Below are 15868 nucleotides of genomic sequence, written 5' to 3' on the forward strand. Positions count from 1 at the left end.
AGAGCGTGATGACTGTGCGGACTTGGCGGGAGATGTGGATGTCTCCTGACTCGCGCAGTGAATCATTATTCATCTAATTGTCCCTTTGGAGTTGTTGTGTCTGATTGCGTGCTGTTTTCCGAACTGCCTACGGCCAGTGGTCATGTGATTGCGCGGGCCACACTGAATTCCCCGAAATCACTGAACGCGCTGAGCCTGGACATGATTCGCCTGCTGGATCAGCAGTTGGATGAATGGGAGCAGCGTGAGGATATTGTGGCGCTCTGGCTGGACGGGGCAGGGGGCAAGGCATTCTGTGCCGGGGGCGACATCGTGCAGATGCATCAGTCGATGGTGAAGCATGCCGGCGAGAGCCGTAACCCTGTGATCGAGGAGTATTTCGCAGCGGAATACGCGCTCGATTATCGCTTGCATACCAGCCGGATCCCGGTGGTGGTGTTTGGCGGTGGCATCGTCATGGGCGGCGGCATGGGGTTGATGCAGGGCGCCGATTTCCGTCTCGTTACCCCGGCTTCTCGCATGGCCATGCCGGAGATCACCATCGGGCTGTTCCCGGATGTGGGCGGCAGCTGGTTCCTCAATCGTTTGCCGGGCAAGGCGGGGTTGTTCCTTGGGTTGACCGGGGTGCACATCAATGGGCGTGAGGCGGTGGAAGTGGGCATGGCCGACCGTATGGTCGACGATGATGCCGATGCCCTGCTGAAGGCTCTGGGCCAACAGACGTTTGCGGGTGATGCCCGCGATAATCATGCGGTGCTGTACCGTTTCTTCCGCGAGCAGCAGGTCGACATGTCCGGGATGCCTCATCCCCTGATGGATCATATGGCGCAGATCAATCGGTTGTGCGACGGTGAAAGTCTGACGGTGGTGGTTGAGCAACTGCTGGGCGAGAAGGATCGGGATGCCTGGTTGGACAAGGCGCTGCGCAATCTCGAAAAAGGCTGTCCGCAGACCGCGCATCTGGTGTGGGAGCAGCTGGCTCGCTCTACGTATTTCTCACTGGCGGAGGTATTCCGCATGGAGTGGTGTCTGGCGGTACAGTGTGCGCTGCACGGTGATTTCCGCGAGGGCGTGCGTGCCTTGCTGATCGACAAAGATGGCAAGCCGGCTTTCCGTCATCGTCAGGTCGCTGACGTGCCGAGAGCCTATATTGATGGCTTCTTCGAATGCCCGGCGCCAAAGCACCCGTTGGCAAGTCTGGGTAATTAATTCATCAGACCTGAACCAAACAGGCCGCTCCCGAACCGGGTGTGGCCTGTTTGCGTTGGGGTGCCTGAAAAGGTGTTCTGGATGCCTGGCGCTGTGCGGTCAGTCCTTCCAGGGCAGGGAGTAGGGCAATGCTGCCAGTCGGCTGTCCAGTGGCTGTTCGTCTTTGAACAGGGTGCCGTCGGTATCGCGGCGCAGCACGACCAGGGCACTGTAACCGTGAGGGGCGCTGGCGCTACTGACCACTTCGCCTGCGGCTTTGCCGTCGGCATCGCGTAGTACGTCGCCGGCCTCAAGAGGCCGGTTTGCACTGTAGTCGATCCGTTGCATGCGCTGTTTGAGTTTGCCCTTGAAATGCATCCGGGCGACGACTTCCTGGCCGGTGTAGCAGCCTTTTTTGAAGTTGACCCCGCCGGTGACATCGTAATTCAGCACCTGTGGCAGGAACAGGTCTTCCGCGCCGGGGTAGATTTGCCCTTCGCCGGCTTCGATATCGGCCAGCTTCCAGCCGTTGGCCGTGGTGATGGCGCGCTCGGCCGACAGGGCTGCCCATGCGCTGTCCGCTTGTGCGGACGGGGTGATGACCAGGGCATGCTCGCTGTGTGGATAGCGTAGCCATAGCCCGTGCTCGGTGGGCTGGCATTGCCCGGGAGCGGGACTCGTGCCCGGTAGTGCGCCGGCAAGGCCAAATACCACGCAATCCTGGTCAACAGAGAATTCGACTTTGGCGCGCAGGCGGTACTTCATCAGCGCCTTGATGACCGCGTCCTGCTGCCCGGTGGGGCAGAGCATCAGGTAGTCCTCGCCGTCGCGCACAATGCGAACACTGACCAGCCCGCGACCTTTCAGGCTCAGGTGCATGCCGGTCAGGTGTGCGCCCTGATCCACCTCGCGCAGGTCGCAGGACAGCTGCCCCTGGAGATAGTGGCCGGCTTCCTCGCCGGAGGCGCGAATCACGGCCAGATGATCACAGAGACTCAGATACGGGGATTCGGCATGGTCTGCCAAGGATCTTGCGGCAATAACGTCGGACCAGCTCATGGGACTCCTCTGAAACGGGCTGACATTCAGCGTGACATTCACCGCCCATGATACCTGAATCCTGGTCGTTAGCGTGGGTCGTCGGCATAACAATTTGGTGGGTTGATGGTGTGCTTTGGGAGCTGTCTGGGCGCGGTGGCGCTGGAGTCCCGGTTTCATGTGCTGGATAATGCGCCCACGGTTTGGACCACTCTGTTATCAGGAAGCCCTTAATGAGCAACGAGGATCTTAAACGCAAGTACCGTTGGCAGTGCCGTCGTGGCGCGTCAGAGGTCGAGGTGGTGCTGTATGCCTACCTGGATGACCACTTCGACAGCGAGTCGGCTGAGCATCAGGCCTGGTTCCCGCGACTGCTGGACTGCCAGGATGCAGACATGTTCGAGTGGTTTACCTATCGCAGTGAACCGGCCGATCAGGAACTGCGGGACTATGTCCGCCATGTCCTTGCCCTTGTCTCCTTACGCAAGGATTGAGCTGTCGGCTTCCCGCTATCCGGCGAGACTCAAGTGGGTGGCGATGGCGGTGACTTCGATTCCGATTCTGTTGAGCTCATTGCCTTGGTGGGTATCCGGGGCATTGTTAGCAAGCTTGCCGCTGCTGTTGCAGCGCTGGTGCCTCATGGAAGTGCGTGCACTGGCGATGCAGGATGGCGCGCTGTGGGTGAGCAACCACCGGAAAGTGCAGCAACAATTGGAGCGACCGGGCAGGGTGTTGAGGCTGGGCCCCTGGCTGGCGTTGCAAACTCCCAGGGGCTGGTGGCACCTGTTCGAGGATCAGGCGCCTCTTGAGCAGCTTCAGCCCTACTATCAATGGCTCTGGCTGAATCGCCAGCGCTGAGGTTGCAGTGTTTTCTTGCCGCCGGCGTGAGCGACTTTCAGCGCCTGCTAAAACGTGCCCGGGGTGAGGACGGTGTCTTTCGGGTTGTCCACGCTGTCGGGGAAATCGCGCATGAAGTGCAGGCCGCGGCTTTCCTTTCGGGACATGGCAGAGCGGATGATCAGCTCTGCGATAACCACCAGATTGCGCAGTTCCAGCAGGTCGTTGCTGATGTGGTAGTTGCTGTAGTACTCCCCGATTTCTTTCTTCAGCAATTCCGCACGGTGCAATGCCCGCTCCAGGCGCTTTTCGGTACGCACAATCCCCACGTAATCCCACATGAACCGGCGCAGCTCGTCCCAGTTATGGCTGATGACTACGTCTTCGTCGGAATCGGTTACCTGTGATTCATCCCATTCGGCGTCGTCGCGGGGTTCGGGTAGCTCGGCGAGATGCCGGGCGATGTTGTCGGCTGCTGCCTTGCCGTAGACAAAGCATTCCAGTAGCGAGTTACTGGCCATGCGGTTGGCGCCGTGCAGGCCGGTAAAGCTGGTTTCGCCGATGGCATAGAGCCCTGGCACGTCGGTTTCGCCATGTTCGTTGATGACCACGCCGCCGCAGGTGTAATGGGCGGCGGGGACCACCGGGATAGGGTCACGGGTGATGTCCAGGCCCAGTTGCAGGCACTTGGCGTAGACCGTGGGAAAATGTTCGATAATGAAGTCGGCGGGTTTGTGGCTGATGTCCAGGTACAGGCAGTCAGCCCCCAGGCGTTTCATTTCATGGTCAATGGCCCGGGCGACCACATCTCGGGGGGCCAGTTCACCGCGTTCATCGAAGCGGTGCATAAAGCGTTCGCCATTGGGCAGCAGTAAATGGCCACCTTCCCCGCGGATCGCTTCGGTGATCAGGAAGCTTTTGGCTTTGGGGTGATAAAGACAGGTGGGATGAAACTGCATGAACTCCATGTTGGCCACACGGCAGCCCGCACGCCAGGCCATGGCAATACCATCCCCTGTCGCCACATCCGGATTGGAGGTGTACAGGTACACCTTGGAGGCGCCGCCGGTAGCCAGCACAACAGAGCGCGCCAGCACCACATCGGTTTCACCGGTGCGGATATTGTGGATGTAGGCCCCGCAGCAGCGTTGCTGGCCGTGATGTTCCTGAAGGATCAAGTCCACCGCCACGCGATGTTCAAACAGGGTGACGTTCTGTTTCTGCTTTACCTGGCCGATCAGGGTGCTGGAAATGGCCTTGCCGGTGGCGTCAGCTGCATGAATGATGCGGCGGTGACTGTGGCCCCCTTCACGGGTCAGGTGGTAAGGCAGCGTGCCATCGTCTCCCCCTTCAAAGCGGGTGAAATCCACGCCCAGATCAATCAGCCAGCGAATCGCGTCTGGCCCGTTTTCCACGGTGAAGCGCACGGCTTCATCCCGGCACAGGCCCGCTCCGGCCACATGGGTGTCGGCCACATGGCTTTCCAGTGAGTCCTGCTGATCCAGCACGGCTGCGACCCCGCCCTGGGCGTAGTAGGTGCTGGCGCTGGTGAGCTCTCCCTTGGAGAGCAGGGCAACCTGACACTCATCGGGCAAACGCAGTGCCGTGGTCAGCCCGGCGGCGCCGGAGCCAATGATGAGTACATCGTGTCGGTAGGTGGCCATGAACCGATCCTGTCTGTGGCGTGAACGGCGCCAGTATAGCGGTGATTTCCGCTCCGGCTAAATGATCAAAAGTGGTCTATCCCCCAAATGGGGTATGCGGCGTTGTGACAGTGTTGTTAATTTCCCGTGAAAGCGTTGTCGCGGCATCACCGGGGGGTAGGTGGCGGACTCAACACTATCAGTATTCTTTGGGGACATTCATGAAACGGCACGGTAAAGGTCTGCTTGTCGGAGCGTTAGTCAGTGCGTTGCTCGGTGGTTGTGCGTCAGCCAATTACTACACGGAGCAGGGCACCCCAATCACCCAGGACACGGTTGCGTTGTTCAATACCAACCCCAAAAACCCGATCATTCCATACAGTAAGGGAAAAGCCACATTTAACGCCTTCTCATGGGCGAGCGAGGACATGCAGCAGCGTATCGAGGCCAAGCCCGAGTCGAGTGGCACGGATGAGCTGAATATCGCGGCAACGCATTGGCTGCATGAAGGCGAGATGCCGCCGCTGGATATCACGATCACTCGCCACCGGCCGGGTTTCGGTGGCGAAGGTCTTGTAAAAGCAGGAACGTTGCTGGTAACCACCTTTGCCAGCGTATTCTCCCTGGGGATTTTGCCGGGCGTCATTCCCGATAAATGGGACACGACTATCGAAATGCGCTCGGGGGACGAGCTTGTCTACAGTGCAAATGCGCATTATCGAGGCACGGTTTTCATGAGCTGGATCCCCTACGGCAAGATTCGTGGCAATCAGGCAGTGGTTGATGCGGCCTGGTATGCCTCGTTCTTTTCGCATGAGGAAAAGCTGGCGGCCCGTGTTTATGATGAGCAGCCGTTGTATGACCGGCTGAAAAAGTCGACGGATGTGGACACCCTGGTTGCGGCGTTGGATGACCCGAAGCTTAAATTCTATCGCCCGTTGGTGTCTCAGCATTTGGCCGCCGTACTGGCAGGCCAGAAGCGACAGGATCGCCTGGTGGCTTATGGTGAGATCGTTGATCAGCATCCGGAGTTTGTAGCGGATATCCAGGGTAATGATCGGTTGCTGTTCATTGGCCCCTCCGGGCAACGAGTGATGGATGTGCTCAAGCAGACGTATCGCAAGCGCTCCGCCCCAGAGGTGGTGGCGAGCATCCAGGCCGCAGGTAAGCCCTACGCGCGGTTCTCTGCAGAGCAGGCGAGCTGGCTAACCGTTGAAGGTTTGCCGGCAGATGTGGTGGCGGCCATGATCGAAGTGAGTGAGCCCAGGGTGGTGGGGCTGGAATCAGACGTGCAACCGGGAATGTCGCTGGCGTCGGTAACCCCTGATCCCGAGCCGGTGCAAGCTACCGGACTCGAGGCGACGGCGACCGAATGCAGCAAGGCCTATGCCGCCAAGAAAGTATGTGAAAACATGCCAGGGGATCCTTTCGGTTTGCTGATGCGTGGGTGTATGGCCCAGGTCAAGAAGAAGTTCGGGGGCATGGGGTGCTCCATCCCGTTCTAAACCTCTCCTGGGCGGGAACTCTCTCGCCCCTTGCCTGTCCTAACCTTTCGCAGGCGCGGGTCAATTTTGCAAGCAATGTGAAAAGCGTGCTAAATCAACACCCTCCGCGCACTGGGGTGTGGCTGCCGCCCGAACTCCTGCTACAATAACGCGTTTACCGGGCTGGATGATTCCAGCCACTATCCGAGTTACGCATTTCGCAATGGATCCGGGGGATCGGTGTCAGACGAACAGTTGGTGAAAAAAGCCAAAACGGGTGATCAGAGGGCGTTTGAGGTGTTGGTGCGCAAGTATCAGCAGCGGATTTTTGCCCTGATCAATCGTTACGTCCGCGACCCGGATGAAGTACAGGATGTGGCGCAGGAAGCTTTTATCAAGGCCTGGCGGGCATTGCCACGCTTCCGTGGTGACAGTGCCTTCTATACGTGGCTATACCGTATTGCCGTCAATACCGCCAAAAACCATCTGGTGGCCGCTGGTCGGCGCCCGCCTGGCTCGGATCTGGATGCTGCAGAGGCCGAGCAATATGCCGGGGCAGAAATGCTGCATGAAATTGGAACCCCGGAGTCTCATGTGTTGTCAGAAGAACTGGAGGCAGTGATCCACGCTGCGATTGAGGATCTGCCCCAGGAACTGAAGACTGCCGTCACCCTCCGTGAGTTTGAAGGACTCAGCTACGAGGACATTGCGGCGGTGATGGAGTGTCCGGTGGGTACGGTGAGATCCCGTATTTTCCGGGCTCGGGAAGCGATTGACGAAGCTGTAAGGCCCTTGCTGGGCTCACAGCGAGGCGATAAAGGGTGAGTCTATGAACAGGGATTTGGAAACGCTGTCTGCCTTCCTTGACGGGGAGACCAGTGAGCTGGAAACCCGTCGGGTGATGCGAGACATCGATGATTCCGAACTGGATACGCTGGCACGCTGGCAGCTTGCACGTGATGTGATGCACGGGCAGGCCAGTGCAGCCGTTCCTGCGGATTTTAATACGGCATTGTCGGCGGCGTTGACCGCCGAGGGTGCACCAGCTCGCCGTCCTGCCTGGATGAGTGGTATGGCGCGCTTTGCGGTGGCTGCCTCTGTGGCTGCGGCAACGGTGGTGGGCTGGCAAGCCTGGGAGACTGGGCAGGCGGGTAACACTGCTGCGGTGCCGGCATTGGCCGCTGCCCAGGATTCACGTCTGAACCGGCCGATGGGTGAGGCGGCACTGGTGTCGCAGAGCTTGCGTCCAGTGGCTACCCCCGCAACGGCGGTGCCTGCGGCCCAGCCCCGCGTTAACGACATGTTGCTGCGCCACAGTGACTTTGCTGCCCGTCATAGCGGCCAGGGGATGATGCCCTTTGCCCGTCTGGTCAGCATGGATGCACGTCACGGGGCCAAATAACGAATGAAGCTTCGTGTTCTTGCGCTGTCCCTGACCCTCGTATCCCCCTTGCATGCGTTGGCCGAAGACGGGCCAGCGCATGATCAGCTTCAGGCCATGTCCCAGGCTAACCGTTCCCTGAACTACACCGGTCGTTTCCTTTACCAGTTTGGTGCTGAAGTCAGCACCATGGAAATTCGTCATGCGGTGCTGGATGGCAAGGAACATCAGCGACTCACCCACCTTGATGGTCGACTGGTCGAAGTGATCCGCCGGGGCGACGAAGTGGTCTGCCTGCATCCGGATCGTACTCTTACGCGGATCAGCCGCACCGAAACCGGCCCTTTGGCCCTGGCCCAGCGGTTGGCCGAAGATGTCCCTGCGCAATACAACATTCTGGTAGACGGTGACGGTCGTGTCGCGGGCCGGAATGCGACCCGCATGCGGGTGGCCCCCCTGGATACCCACCGTTATGGCTATCGCCTGTGGCTGGACCGCGACAGCCGCTTGTTGCTCAAGTCTGAAGTGGTCGATGGTAGTGGCGTGGCGCTGGAGCGGGTGGAATTTGTCAGTATCGAGCTGGCACCCGGCCTGACACATGCGGATTTTGCCCTGCCGGAAGTGATCAGCCAGAGCGATCTGAGCAGCCTGCCGCCGTCCCACGAAATGCAGAAACTGGCGCTGAGTGCAGAGTGGCTGCCGGCGGGATTTGAAACGACAGGACAAGATTGGCGCCATGCGGAAGATGACCGTGCGCCAGTCGCCGCACAGGGCTATTCCGATGGCCTGGCAGCGTTCACGGTGTTTGTGGAAGAAGTCAAAGACGGTTCGGTGGAAGAGGGCGTTAGCCGGGTTGGACCGACGGTGGCAGTCAGTCGTCGTCTTACCGCACCGAGCGGTGCGTATCTGGTGACGCTGGTGGGGGAAATCCCGCAAGCGACCGCCGAGCGGGTCATTCAGAGCGTCAGGGTGCAGGACGCAAGCCACTGATGCTTCACGAACAGGGCGTTGTCGTGGCAGTGGAGCCCGGAGCGATCTGGGTGGAGACGGTGCGCGCGTCAACCTGCGGGGCCTGCAAAGCCAAGGCAGGCTGTGGCCACCATCTGATTAATCAACAGCAGTCCGGTCAACGTGCCCGGCTGCGTGTCCCGGTCGATTCTGACCATTTCCAAAACGGTGATACCGTAACCCTGGCGTTGCCTGAAGGGGCGTTAATGCGCGGTGCCCTGTGGGTCTACGGGCTTCCACTGTTGCTGCTGTTTGCAGGGGCGCTGGTGGGCTCGGCTTTGCCGGTGACCGCCGTGGATGCTTCCGCTCTTTTAGGCGTCACCGGTCTGTTGGCCGGTTTCGCCATCAATCGTGTCATCAGCCGTCGAAATGGCCATAATCAGGCTTACCAACCCCGCGTGACAGGGTCAGGGGACGACCACTGTCAGGCGGTGGAGATTCATCCTGCGAAAAAATAAGGAGAACGTCATGAGCCGATTTTTCCAGCTTGCCGGGCTGGTACTGGTAGTGTTTGCCACCTTGCTGACGGCGTGTTCCGAATCTGAGAAACCTTCTGCTGAGCCACTGGTTACCGGACTGCCGGATTTTACCCTGTTGGTGGAAAAGGAAGGTCCGGCGGTGGTGAATATCAGTACAGTGACCCATCGCGATGCCAATTCCATGCGAGAGCAAATGGAGCAGATCCCCGAGCTGTTTCGTCGCTTCTTCGATCAGTTTGGCGGGGGCGAGATGCCCTCTATTCCCGAAGAACAGGAGGCCCGCTCCCTGGGGTCAGGCTTCATTATTTCTGCCGATGGCTACGTGCTGACCAATAACCATGTGGTAGCGGATGCCGATGAAATCATGGTGCGCTTGCAGGATCGCCGCGAATTGCCGGCCGAACTGATTGGCGCGGATGAGCAGAGTGACATCGCCTTGCTCAAGGTCGACGGGGCAGATCTGCCAGTGGCAGATATCGGTTCTTCTGCCGAGTTGAAGGTAGGGGAGTGGGTGCTGGCCATCGGAGCCCCCTTTGGTTTTGACAGCAGTGTGACTGCCGGGATTGTCAGCGCCAAGGGGCGCAGCCTGCCCAGCGACAGTTATGTCCCGTTTATCCAGACCGATGTTGCCATCAACCCGGGCAACAGCGGCGGTCCCCTGTTTAACCTGAAGGGCCAGGTAGTAGGGGTCAATTCCCAGATATTCAGCCGCTCTGGCGGTTACATGGGGGTGAGCTTTGCCATTCCCATTGATATGGCCATGGATGTCGTTGCCCAGCTGAAGGATCACGGCAAGGTCAGCCGTGGCTGGTTGGGAGTACTGATTCAGGAAGTCGACCGGGATCTGGCTGAATCGTTCGGTCTCAAGCAGCCCCGTGGCGCACTGGTGTCCCAGGTGCTCAAGGATTCCCCGGCCGAAGCGGCAGGCATTCAGGCCGGCGATATCATCACCGAATTTAACGGCGAAGCTATTTACCGTTCCTCTGAGTTGCCCCGTTGGGTTGGGCTGGTGAAACCGGAAACAGATGCTGATGTCACCGTGATCCGCGATGGCGAGGAGAAGGCGTTGACGGTCACCATAGGTTTGTTGCCGGATGACCCGGAAATGGCCCTGCAGGGCGGCGTGGGTAAATCCGATGAGGGCAGTGCCCTGGGTTTGAAAGTCCGTGCGGCAAGCCCGGCCGAGCTGAGCCGACTGGAACTGAAGGCAGGGGTCATCGTCACTGCTGTGGAGGAGGGGCCAGCCCGCAAGGCGGGGATCGCCGTGGGCGATATTCTCGTGACCCTCAACAATGTGCCCATGGACAGCCCGGAAGCCTTTGCACAGGCCGTGGCTGAGCTGCCGGAAACCGGCACGGTGGCGGCGCTGGTGAACCGGGAGGGCAACCCTCGGTTCCTGCCCCTGAAGTTACAATAGGGTCCACTGGCCGGCTTTTTGCGGCACACCCTGCGGTGTGCCGTGCAACTGGCCCCGGTTATCCGCTAGAATCGCGGCCCATTGTTTGCCGTTTTTGTTTTGGTGTCACCGGGCTCCGGTGACGATACGGTCCCGGACCCGCGGGCCGGCGCGGCAACGACTGATTGCTTACAGGCCCTATGACTGACATCAAGAATATTCGCAACTTCTCCATCATCGCCCACATCGATCATGGTAAATCCACGCTGGCGGACCGCTTTATTCAGGTCTGTGGCGGCCTCAGTGAGCGTGAGCTCAAAGAACAGGTGCTGGATTCCATGGAGCTGGAGCGTGAGCGTGGCATCACCATCAAGGCGCAGAGCGTGACGCTGCACTACACGGCCCGTGATGGCGAGACCTACCAGCTGAATTTCATTGATACCCCCGGACACGTGGACTTCTCTTACGAGGTGTCCCGCTCCCTGTCGGCCTGTGAAGGGGCGCTGCTGGTGGTGGACGCAGCCCAGGGCGTGGAAGCCCAGTCCGTCGCCAACTGCTATACCGCCATCGAGCAGGACCTGGAAGTGCTGCCGGTTCTGAACAAGATCGACCTGCCGCAGGCCGAGCCGGAGGCGGTAATCAACGAGATCGAGGAAATCATCGGGCTGGACGCCATGGATGCCTGCCGGGTGTCCGCCAAGACCGGGGTGGGCATTGATGACCTGCTGGAGCAGCTGGTCGAACGAATCCCCGCCCCTGAAGGTGAGCGTGACGGCGATTTGCAAGCGCTGATCATTGATTCCTGGTTCGATAACTATCTGGGTGTGATTTCGCTGGTGCGTGTGAAGCATGGCGTGCTCAAGAAAGGCGACAAGATTCTGGTGAAATCCACCGGTCAGACCCATGTGGTGGATCAGCTCGGCATCTTCACCCCCAAGCGTACCGAGACCAAACAGCTGGAAGCCGGTGAGGTGGGCTGGGTGAGCGGCAGCATCAAGGACATCCACGGTGCGCCGGTGGGCGATACCCTGACGCTGTCCAAGACGCCTGATGTTAAGGCCCTTCCCGGGTTCAAGAAGGTCAAGCCGCAGGTCTATGCGGGCATGTTCCCGGTGAGTGCGGATGACTATGAAGATTTCCGTGATGCCCTGGCCAAACTGACCCTGAATGATGCGTCGCTGTTCTATGAACCGGAAACCTCCGATGCCCTTGGGTTTGGTTTCCGGGTCGGTTTCCTGGGCATGTTGCACATGGAAATCATCCAGGAGCGGCTGGAGCGGGAATACGATCTGGACCTGATTACCACAGCGCCGACGGTGGTCTATGAGCTGCTGCTGTCCAGTGATGAAGTTATCTATGTGGACAACCCCTCCAAGCTGCCGGAAGGCAACAAGATCGAAGAGTTCCGTGAGCCCATTGCCCGGGTGAACATCCTGGTGCCCCAGGAGTTTGTGGGGAACGTGATTTCCCTGTGTGTGGAACGTCGCGGTAGCCAGATCAACATGCAGTATCTGGGCAAGCAGGTGGCACTGACCTATGACATTCCCATGGCAGAAGTGGTGCTGGACTTCTTCGACCGCATCAAGTCGGTGAGCCGTGGCTTTGCTTCCATGGACTATGCCTTTGAGCGGTTCGAAGCGACCAAACTGGTGCGGGTGGACGTGCTCATCAATGGTGACAAGGTGGATGCCCTGGCCATGATTTGCCATCTGGACCAGTCCGCTTACCGTGGCCGGGCCCTGTGCGAGAAGATGAAGGAGCTGGTGCCGCGGCAGATGTTCGATGTGGCCATTCAGGCGGCTATCGGCAGCAAGATCATTGCGCGCCAGACGGTAAAGGCCCTGCGCAAGAACGTGACTGCGAAATGTTATGGCGGTGACGTCTCCCGTAAGAAGAAGCTGCTGCAGAAGCAGAAAGAAGGCAAAAAGCGAATGAAGCAGGTGGGGAACGTGGAGATTCCCCAGGAAGCCTTCCTTGCCGTACTCAAGGTGGATGATTGATGGATATCGATATTGGTTTCTGGCTGACCCTGGCCCTGGCCGTGACGCTGGTGGTGTGGGGTATCGACAGGCTGTTGAAACTGAAGGAGAAGGGCGGCCCGATCGGCAGTGCAGTTGAAACCTCCAACTCGTTGATCTCGGTTTTCTTCGTGGTGCTGGTGATTCGCTCTTTCATCGTGGAGCCGTTTACTATTCCCTCGGAATCCATGATGCCGACACTTCAGGTCAACGACTTTATTCTGGTGAACAAGTTTGCCTATGGTCTGAGATTGCCGGTCACCAACACCAAGATCATCGAGACTGGCAAGCCGAAGCGCGGCGATGTGATGGTTTTCAAATACCCTGAGAACCGCAATCAGAATTTCATCAAGCGGGTGGTGGGTCTGCCCGGGGATGTGGTGAAAATTCGCGATAACCGGGTCTTTATCAACGGGGAACTGGTGTCACAGACGCTGGTTCGGGAAGACGACAACGGTCGTTACTGGCAGGCGGAATACATCGAAAAGCTGGGTGAAGTGGACCACATGATGTGGCACATGGGGCAGATCGCGCCGTTTACCGGCCGCAAGCAGCCGAACATCGATATCGAGGGCGAGTGGAATATTCCCGAGAAAGCCTATTTTGTGATGGGCGACAATCGTGACAACAGTAAAGACAGCCGGGTTTGGGGTATAGTCCCTGAAGAGCTGGTGGTGGGGGAGGCCTTCCTGATCTGGATGCACTGGAAACCGATCTTCTCCCTGCCCAGCTTTTCTCGTAATGGTGCGATAGACAAGGTGGAGGCAAACTAAAATGATGACAAAGCCCTCACGGCAGCATGGGATCTCCCTGATCAGCTGGGCCGTAATTCTTCTGGTGGCTGTGATTCTGGGTACGGCGGCATTTCGAATGGTGCCCGCCTACATGGAAAATAACACCATTGGTACGACCGTTCGCTCCTTGATGCAGGACAGCAAGACGGCTCTTATGTCGCCAAGGGAAGTCCGTGATGCGTTGAGCAAGCGCTTCACCATCAATCAGGTGAGCGTGATTAATGTTGATGATCTGGCTATTTCAAAAGAAAGTGGAATTCTGACGGTGTCTACGGACTATGAGGTGCGTGAGCCGCTGTTCTACAACGTCAGTATTGTCATGACTTTTCAGGAAGACTTTACCAAAGACGTTCGCCAGTGATTCAGGACCTCAATAGGCTGATGGCCCGGCTGGGCTATCAGTTTCAGGATCTTTCCTTGCTGGAGCTGGCGCTGACCCATCGCAGCGTCAGCCGGCATCGCAACTACGAACGCCTGGAGTTTCTGGGCGATGCTCAGCTCGGCCAGATTATCTCGGTAGCCCTGTTTTCCCGTTTTCCGGAGGCCGCGGAAGGTCAGTTGACCCGCATGCGCGCCACTCTGGTGCGGGGTCAGACGCTGGCGCTGGTTGCACGTGAGCTGGGCCTCGGTGACCATTTAACGCTGGGCGGAGGGGAGCTGAAAAGCGGTGGTTACCGTCGAGATTCCATTCTTGCCGATGCGTTGGAGGCCATTATCGGCGCTATGCTGATTGATGGTGGAGAAGAAACTTGCCGGCAGGTGGTACTGGGCTGGTATGAAAGCCGTCTTGAAAAAATTACTCCGCAAAATGCCCAGAAAGATGCCAAAACCCGCTTGCAGGAATGGCTCCAGGCGCGCAAGTTCGAACTGCCAGTATATCAAGTGATCAAGGTCGAGGGTCTGGCCCCTAAACAGACCTTTGATGTGACCTGCGAACTTGAGCAGGTGGAGAAAACGTTTGCGGCCCAGGGGGCCAGCCGCCGCAAAGCTGAGCAGCAGGCGGCGGCGGATGCCCTGGTCTGGCTGGAGCAGCAGTATGACTGAAAATGCCGATGTGACTCGTTGTGGCATGGTGTCCATTGTCGGGCGTCCCAATGTGGGCAAGTCCACCCTGATGAATCATCTTATCGGGCAGAAAGTCAGCATCACCTCCCGTAAGCCGCAGACCACCCGGCATCGTATCCACGGTATTCATACCCGTGATAATTACCAGATCGTGTTTGCCGATACCCCCGGGATTCATACCGGGCAGGACCGCGCCTTGAACCGTGCGATGAATGATGCGGCGGTATCCACCCTCAGTGGCGTGGATGTGGTGTGTATGATGGTCGATGGACTGAAATGGACGGCGGCGGACGAGCACGTCCTGTCGTTGTTACCGGCTAACCCGGACGTGCCGGTTCTGTTGATTATCAACAAGGTGGATAGCCTTGAGGACAAGGCTGAGTTGTTGCCGCACATTCAATCGTTGAGTGAGCGTTATCCCTTCGAGGCGGTGATCCCGGTGTCTGCCTTGAAAGAACAGAATCTGCTGGAGCTGGAAAAAGCCCTGGTGGAGCGTCTCCCGGAAGGGGACTTCTGGTATGACGAGGACCAACTGACGGACCGTAGCCTGCGGTTCATGGCCGCTGAAATTATCCGCGAAAAAGTGGTGCGCCAGCTGGGCCAGGAAGTCCCCCATCAGGTCAGTGTAGAAGTGGAGCTGTGGGAAGACGGCCCCCGTGTTACTGACATCTCGGCGGCGATTCTGGTTGAGCGCCGGGGTCAGAAGAAGATTCTGATTGGCGATAAGGGTGAGCGTATCAAACAGATCGGCACCCAGGCCCGTGAGGATATCGAACGGCTGATTGAGCGACGAGTGATGCTCAATCTGTGGGTGAAGATCAAGGCGGGTTGGTCTGACGACGCCCGCGCGTTGCGCTCACTTGGCTACGATGAGCCACGCTGAGGACGCTCTCCAACCCGCCTGGCTGCTTCACCGGCGCCCGTTTCGCAATACCAGCCTGATTGTCGAGTTATTCGTGCCCCGTCTGGGTCGTATCGGAGCGGTGGTCAGGGGAGGGCGCAAGGACCCTTCGCTGGCGCCGTTTCGTCCCTTGCTGGTCGAGCTGAAGTCGTCTGGGGAGTTATATTCCCTGCGGAGCTGCGAGCCTGCAGGCTCCGCCGTCAAGCTGGAAGGGAAAGCCCTGTATTGTGGTTTTTACCTCAATGAATTGCTGACGCGTCTGCTCCACCGCGATGACCCTCACCCCGATCTTTGGCCGCTTTACGAGCAGGCCCTTGGCTGGCTGGCCGACGGGGAGCCCCAGGATGTGGTATTGCGTCAGTTTGAATTGGGGCTGCTGGACGAAATGGGCTACGGCATAGACCTGAGTCAGGATATACAGGGGGAGCCCGTACAGGCTGGCCGCTATTACCAACTGGACCCGGAGCAAGGACTGTTGGCGGCTAGTCAGGGGTATTCGGGAAATGATCTACTGGCGGTGATCAATGGTGACTGGCAACCCGCAACTCGCAAGGCTGCCCTGCACTTGTGCCGGGCCTTGTTGGCTCCGCATCTTGGCGACAGGCCCCTCAAGAGCCGGGAGCTTTTTCGCTGACC

General features: G+C 58.7%; 17 protein-coding genes. 15 read left to right on the plus strand and 2 right to left on the minus strand.

What is annotated here, in order from left to right:
• Positions 1 to 96: 96 nt before the first annotated feature.
• Positions 97 to 1209: an enoyl-CoA hydratase/isomerase family protein gene (locus Q672_RS21485; RefSeq protein WP_022984488.1), complete on the plus strand. Its 1113-nt coding sequence runs from the start codon at positions 97 to 99 to the stop codon at positions 1207 to 1209.
• A 99-nt stretch (positions 1210 to 1308) separates the two neighbouring features.
• Here the strand turns inward: Q672_RS21485 and ygfZ are convergent, their stop codons facing one another.
• The gene (gene ygfZ, locus Q672_RS21490) at positions 1309 to 2247 is read right to left on the minus strand and encodes a CAF17-like 4Fe-4S cluster assembly/insertion protein YgfZ (RefSeq protein ID WP_022984489.1); all 939 of its coding nucleotides are present in this window, start codon (positions 2245 to 2247) and stop codon (positions 1309 to 1311) included.
• A 212-nt stretch (positions 2248 to 2459) separates the two neighbouring features.
• Here ygfZ and Q672_RS21495 point away from each other — a divergent pair, with 212 nt between their 5' ends.
• Together Q672_RS21495 and Q672_RS21500 are read left to right on the plus strand one after the other, a co-directional pair.
• Positions 2460 to 2720 carry an FAD assembly factor SdhE gene (locus Q672_RS21495; RefSeq protein WP_022984490.1) on the plus strand — a complete coding sequence of 87 codons (261 nt, stop codon included), beginning with the start codon at positions 2460 to 2462 and terminating at the stop codon, positions 2718 to 2720.
• Positions 2677 to 3084, plus strand: coding sequence for a hypothetical protein (locus Q672_RS21500; RefSeq protein ID WP_235047182.1), 408 nt, complete (start codon positions 2677 to 2679; stop codon positions 3082 to 3084). Before Q672_RS21495 ends, Q672_RS21500 begins: the two co-directional genes overlap by 44 nt.
• A 47-nt stretch (positions 3085 to 3131) precedes the next feature.
• Here Q672_RS21500 and nadB read toward each other — a convergent pair whose 3' ends face one another.
• Positions 3132 to 4727 (minus strand): L-aspartate oxidase, encoded by a 1596-nt coding sequence (gene nadB, locus Q672_RS21505; protein WP_022984492.1) that lies wholly within the window; start codon positions 4725 to 4727, stop codon positions 3132 to 3134.
• 200 nt (positions 4728 to 4927) lie between these two features.
• Here nadB and Q672_RS21510 point away from each other — a divergent pair, with 200 nt between their 5' ends.
• From Q672_RS21510 to recO, 12 genes are all read left to right on the plus strand, one after another.
• A complete protein-coding gene (locus tag Q672_RS21510; protein WP_022984493.1) occupies positions 4928 to 6211 on the plus strand; it encodes a hypothetical protein in 1284 nt (427 codons plus the stop codon).
• Between the two features lie 219 nt (positions 6212 to 6430).
• Entirely contained in the window at positions 6431 to 7015 is a 585-nt protein-coding gene (gene rpoE, locus Q672_RS21515) for an RNA polymerase sigma factor RpoE (RefSeq protein ID WP_022984494.1), read from the plus strand.
• A 4-nt stretch (positions 7016 to 7019) separates the two neighbouring features.
• Positions 7020 to 7592 carry a sigma-E factor negative regulatory protein gene (locus tag Q672_RS21520; protein ID WP_022984495.1) on the plus strand — a complete coding sequence of 191 codons (573 nt, stop codon included), beginning with the start codon at positions 7020 to 7022 and terminating at the stop codon, positions 7590 to 7592.
• A 3-nt stretch (positions 7593 to 7595) separates the two neighbouring features.
• Complete coding sequence (locus tag Q672_RS21525) at positions 7596 to 8561, plus strand: MucB/RseB C-terminal domain-containing protein (RefSeq protein ID WP_022984496.1); 966 nt, start codon at positions 7596 to 7598, stop codon at positions 8559 to 8561.
• The gene (locus tag Q672_RS21530; protein ID WP_022984497.1) at positions 8561 to 9037 is read left to right on the plus strand and encodes a SoxR reducing system RseC family protein; all 477 of its coding nucleotides are present in this window, start codon (positions 8561 to 8563) and stop codon (positions 9035 to 9037) included. The genes Q672_RS21525 and Q672_RS21530 overlap by 1 nt, the downstream gene beginning before the upstream one ends.
• Positions 9038 to 9047: 10 nt before the next feature.
• Positions 9048 to 10475 (plus strand): DegQ family serine endoprotease, encoded by a 1428-nt coding sequence (locus tag Q672_RS21535; protein WP_022984498.1) that lies wholly within the window; start codon positions 9048 to 9050, stop codon positions 10473 to 10475.
• 179 nt (positions 10476 to 10654) lie between these two features.
• Positions 10655 to 12454 carry a translation elongation factor 4 gene (lepA, locus tag Q672_RS21540; RefSeq protein WP_022984499.1) on the plus strand — a complete coding sequence of 600 codons (1800 nt, stop codon included), beginning with the start codon at positions 10655 to 10657 and terminating at the stop codon, positions 12452 to 12454.
• Positions 12454 to 13245, plus strand: a complete 792-nt coding sequence (gene lepB, locus Q672_RS21545) for a signal peptidase I (protein WP_022984500.1) — start codon at positions 12454 to 12456, stop codon at positions 13243 to 13245. The genes lepA and lepB overlap by 1 nt, the downstream gene beginning before the upstream one ends.
• A 1-nt stretch (position 13246) precedes the next feature.
• Positions 13247 to 13627, plus strand: coding sequence for a DUF4845 domain-containing protein (locus Q672_RS21550; RefSeq protein ID WP_022984501.1), 381 nt, complete (start codon positions 13247 to 13249; stop codon positions 13625 to 13627).
• A gap of 20 nt (positions 13628 to 13647) precedes the next feature.
• Complete coding sequence (gene rnc / locus Q672_RS21555; protein WP_031226063.1) at positions 13648 to 14310, plus strand: ribonuclease III; 663 nt, start codon at positions 13648 to 13650, stop codon at positions 14308 to 14310.
• Positions 14303 to 15214 (plus strand): GTPase Era, encoded by a 912-nt coding sequence (era, locus tag Q672_RS21560; RefSeq protein ID WP_022984503.1) that lies wholly within the window; start codon positions 14303 to 14305, stop codon positions 15212 to 15214. The genes rnc and era overlap by 8 nt, the downstream gene beginning before the upstream one ends.
• On the plus strand, positions 15201 to 15866 hold the full coding sequence (gene recO / locus Q672_RS21565; RefSeq protein WP_022984504.1) for a DNA repair protein RecO: 666 nt from the start codon (positions 15201 to 15203) through the stop codon (positions 15864 to 15866). Before era ends, recO begins: the two co-directional genes overlap by 14 nt.
• Positions 15867 to 15868: the final 2 nt, after the last annotated feature.

It is taken from the genome of Alcanivorax sp. P2S70 (genome assembly GCF_000475295.1).
In the GTDB taxonomy this organism is placed as follows: Bacteria; Pseudomonadota; Gammaproteobacteria; order Pseudomonadales; family Alcanivoracaceae; genus Alcanivorax; species Alcanivorax profundi.

Coding starts and splice junctions, on each gene's coding strand:
- Q672_RS21510 (WP_022984493.1), top strand. CDS start 4,928: ATGAAACGGCACGGTAAAGGTCTGCTTGTCGGAGCGTTAGTCAGTGCG.
- lepA (WP_022984499.1), top strand. CDS start 10,655: ATGACTGACATCAAGAATATTCGCAACTTCTCCATCATCGCCCACATC.
- Q672_RS21520 (WP_022984495.1), top strand. CDS start 7,020: ATGAACAGGGATTTGGAAACGCTGTCTGCCTTCCTTGACGGGGAGACC.
- Q672_RS21535 (WP_022984498.1), top strand. CDS start 9,048: ATGAGCCGATTTTTCCAGCTTGCCGGGCTGGTACTGGTAGTGTTTGCC.
- nadB (WP_022984492.1), bottom strand. CDS start 4,727: ATGGCCACCTACCGACACGATGTACTCATCATTGGCTCCGGCGCCGCC.
- Q672_RS21495 (WP_022984490.1), top strand. CDS start 2,460: ATGAGCAACGAGGATCTTAAACGCAAGTACCGTTGGCAGTGCCGTCGT.
- Q672_RS21500 (WP_235047182.1), top strand. CDS start 2,677: ATGTCCGCCATGTCCTTGCCCTTGTCTCCTTACGCAAGGATTGAGCTG.
- era (WP_022984503.1), top strand. CDS start 14,303: ATGACTGAAAATGCCGATGTGACTCGTTGTGGCATGGTGTCCATTGTC.
- ygfZ (WP_022984489.1), bottom strand. CDS start 2,247: ATGAGCTGGTCCGACGTTATTGCCGCAAGATCCTTGGCAGACCATGCC.
- rnc (WP_031226063.1), top strand. CDS start 13,648: ATGGCCCGGCTGGGCTATCAGTTTCAGGATCTTTCCTTGCTGGAGCTG.
- lepB (WP_022984500.1), top strand. CDS start 12,454: ATGGATATCGATATTGGTTTCTGGCTGACCCTGGCCCTGGCCGTGACG.
- recO (WP_022984504.1), top strand. CDS start 15,201: ATGAGCCACGCTGAGGACGCTCTCCAACCCGCCTGGCTGCTTCACCGG.
- Q672_RS21550 (WP_022984501.1), top strand. CDS start 13,247: ATGATGACAAAGCCCTCACGGCAGCATGGGATCTCCCTGATCAGCTGG.
- Q672_RS21525 (WP_022984496.1), top strand. CDS start 7,596: ATGAAGCTTCGTGTTCTTGCGCTGTCCCTGACCCTCGTATCCCCCTTG.
- Q672_RS21530 (WP_022984497.1), top strand. CDS start 8,561: ATGCTTCACGAACAGGGCGTTGTCGTGGCAGTGGAGCCCGGAGCGATC.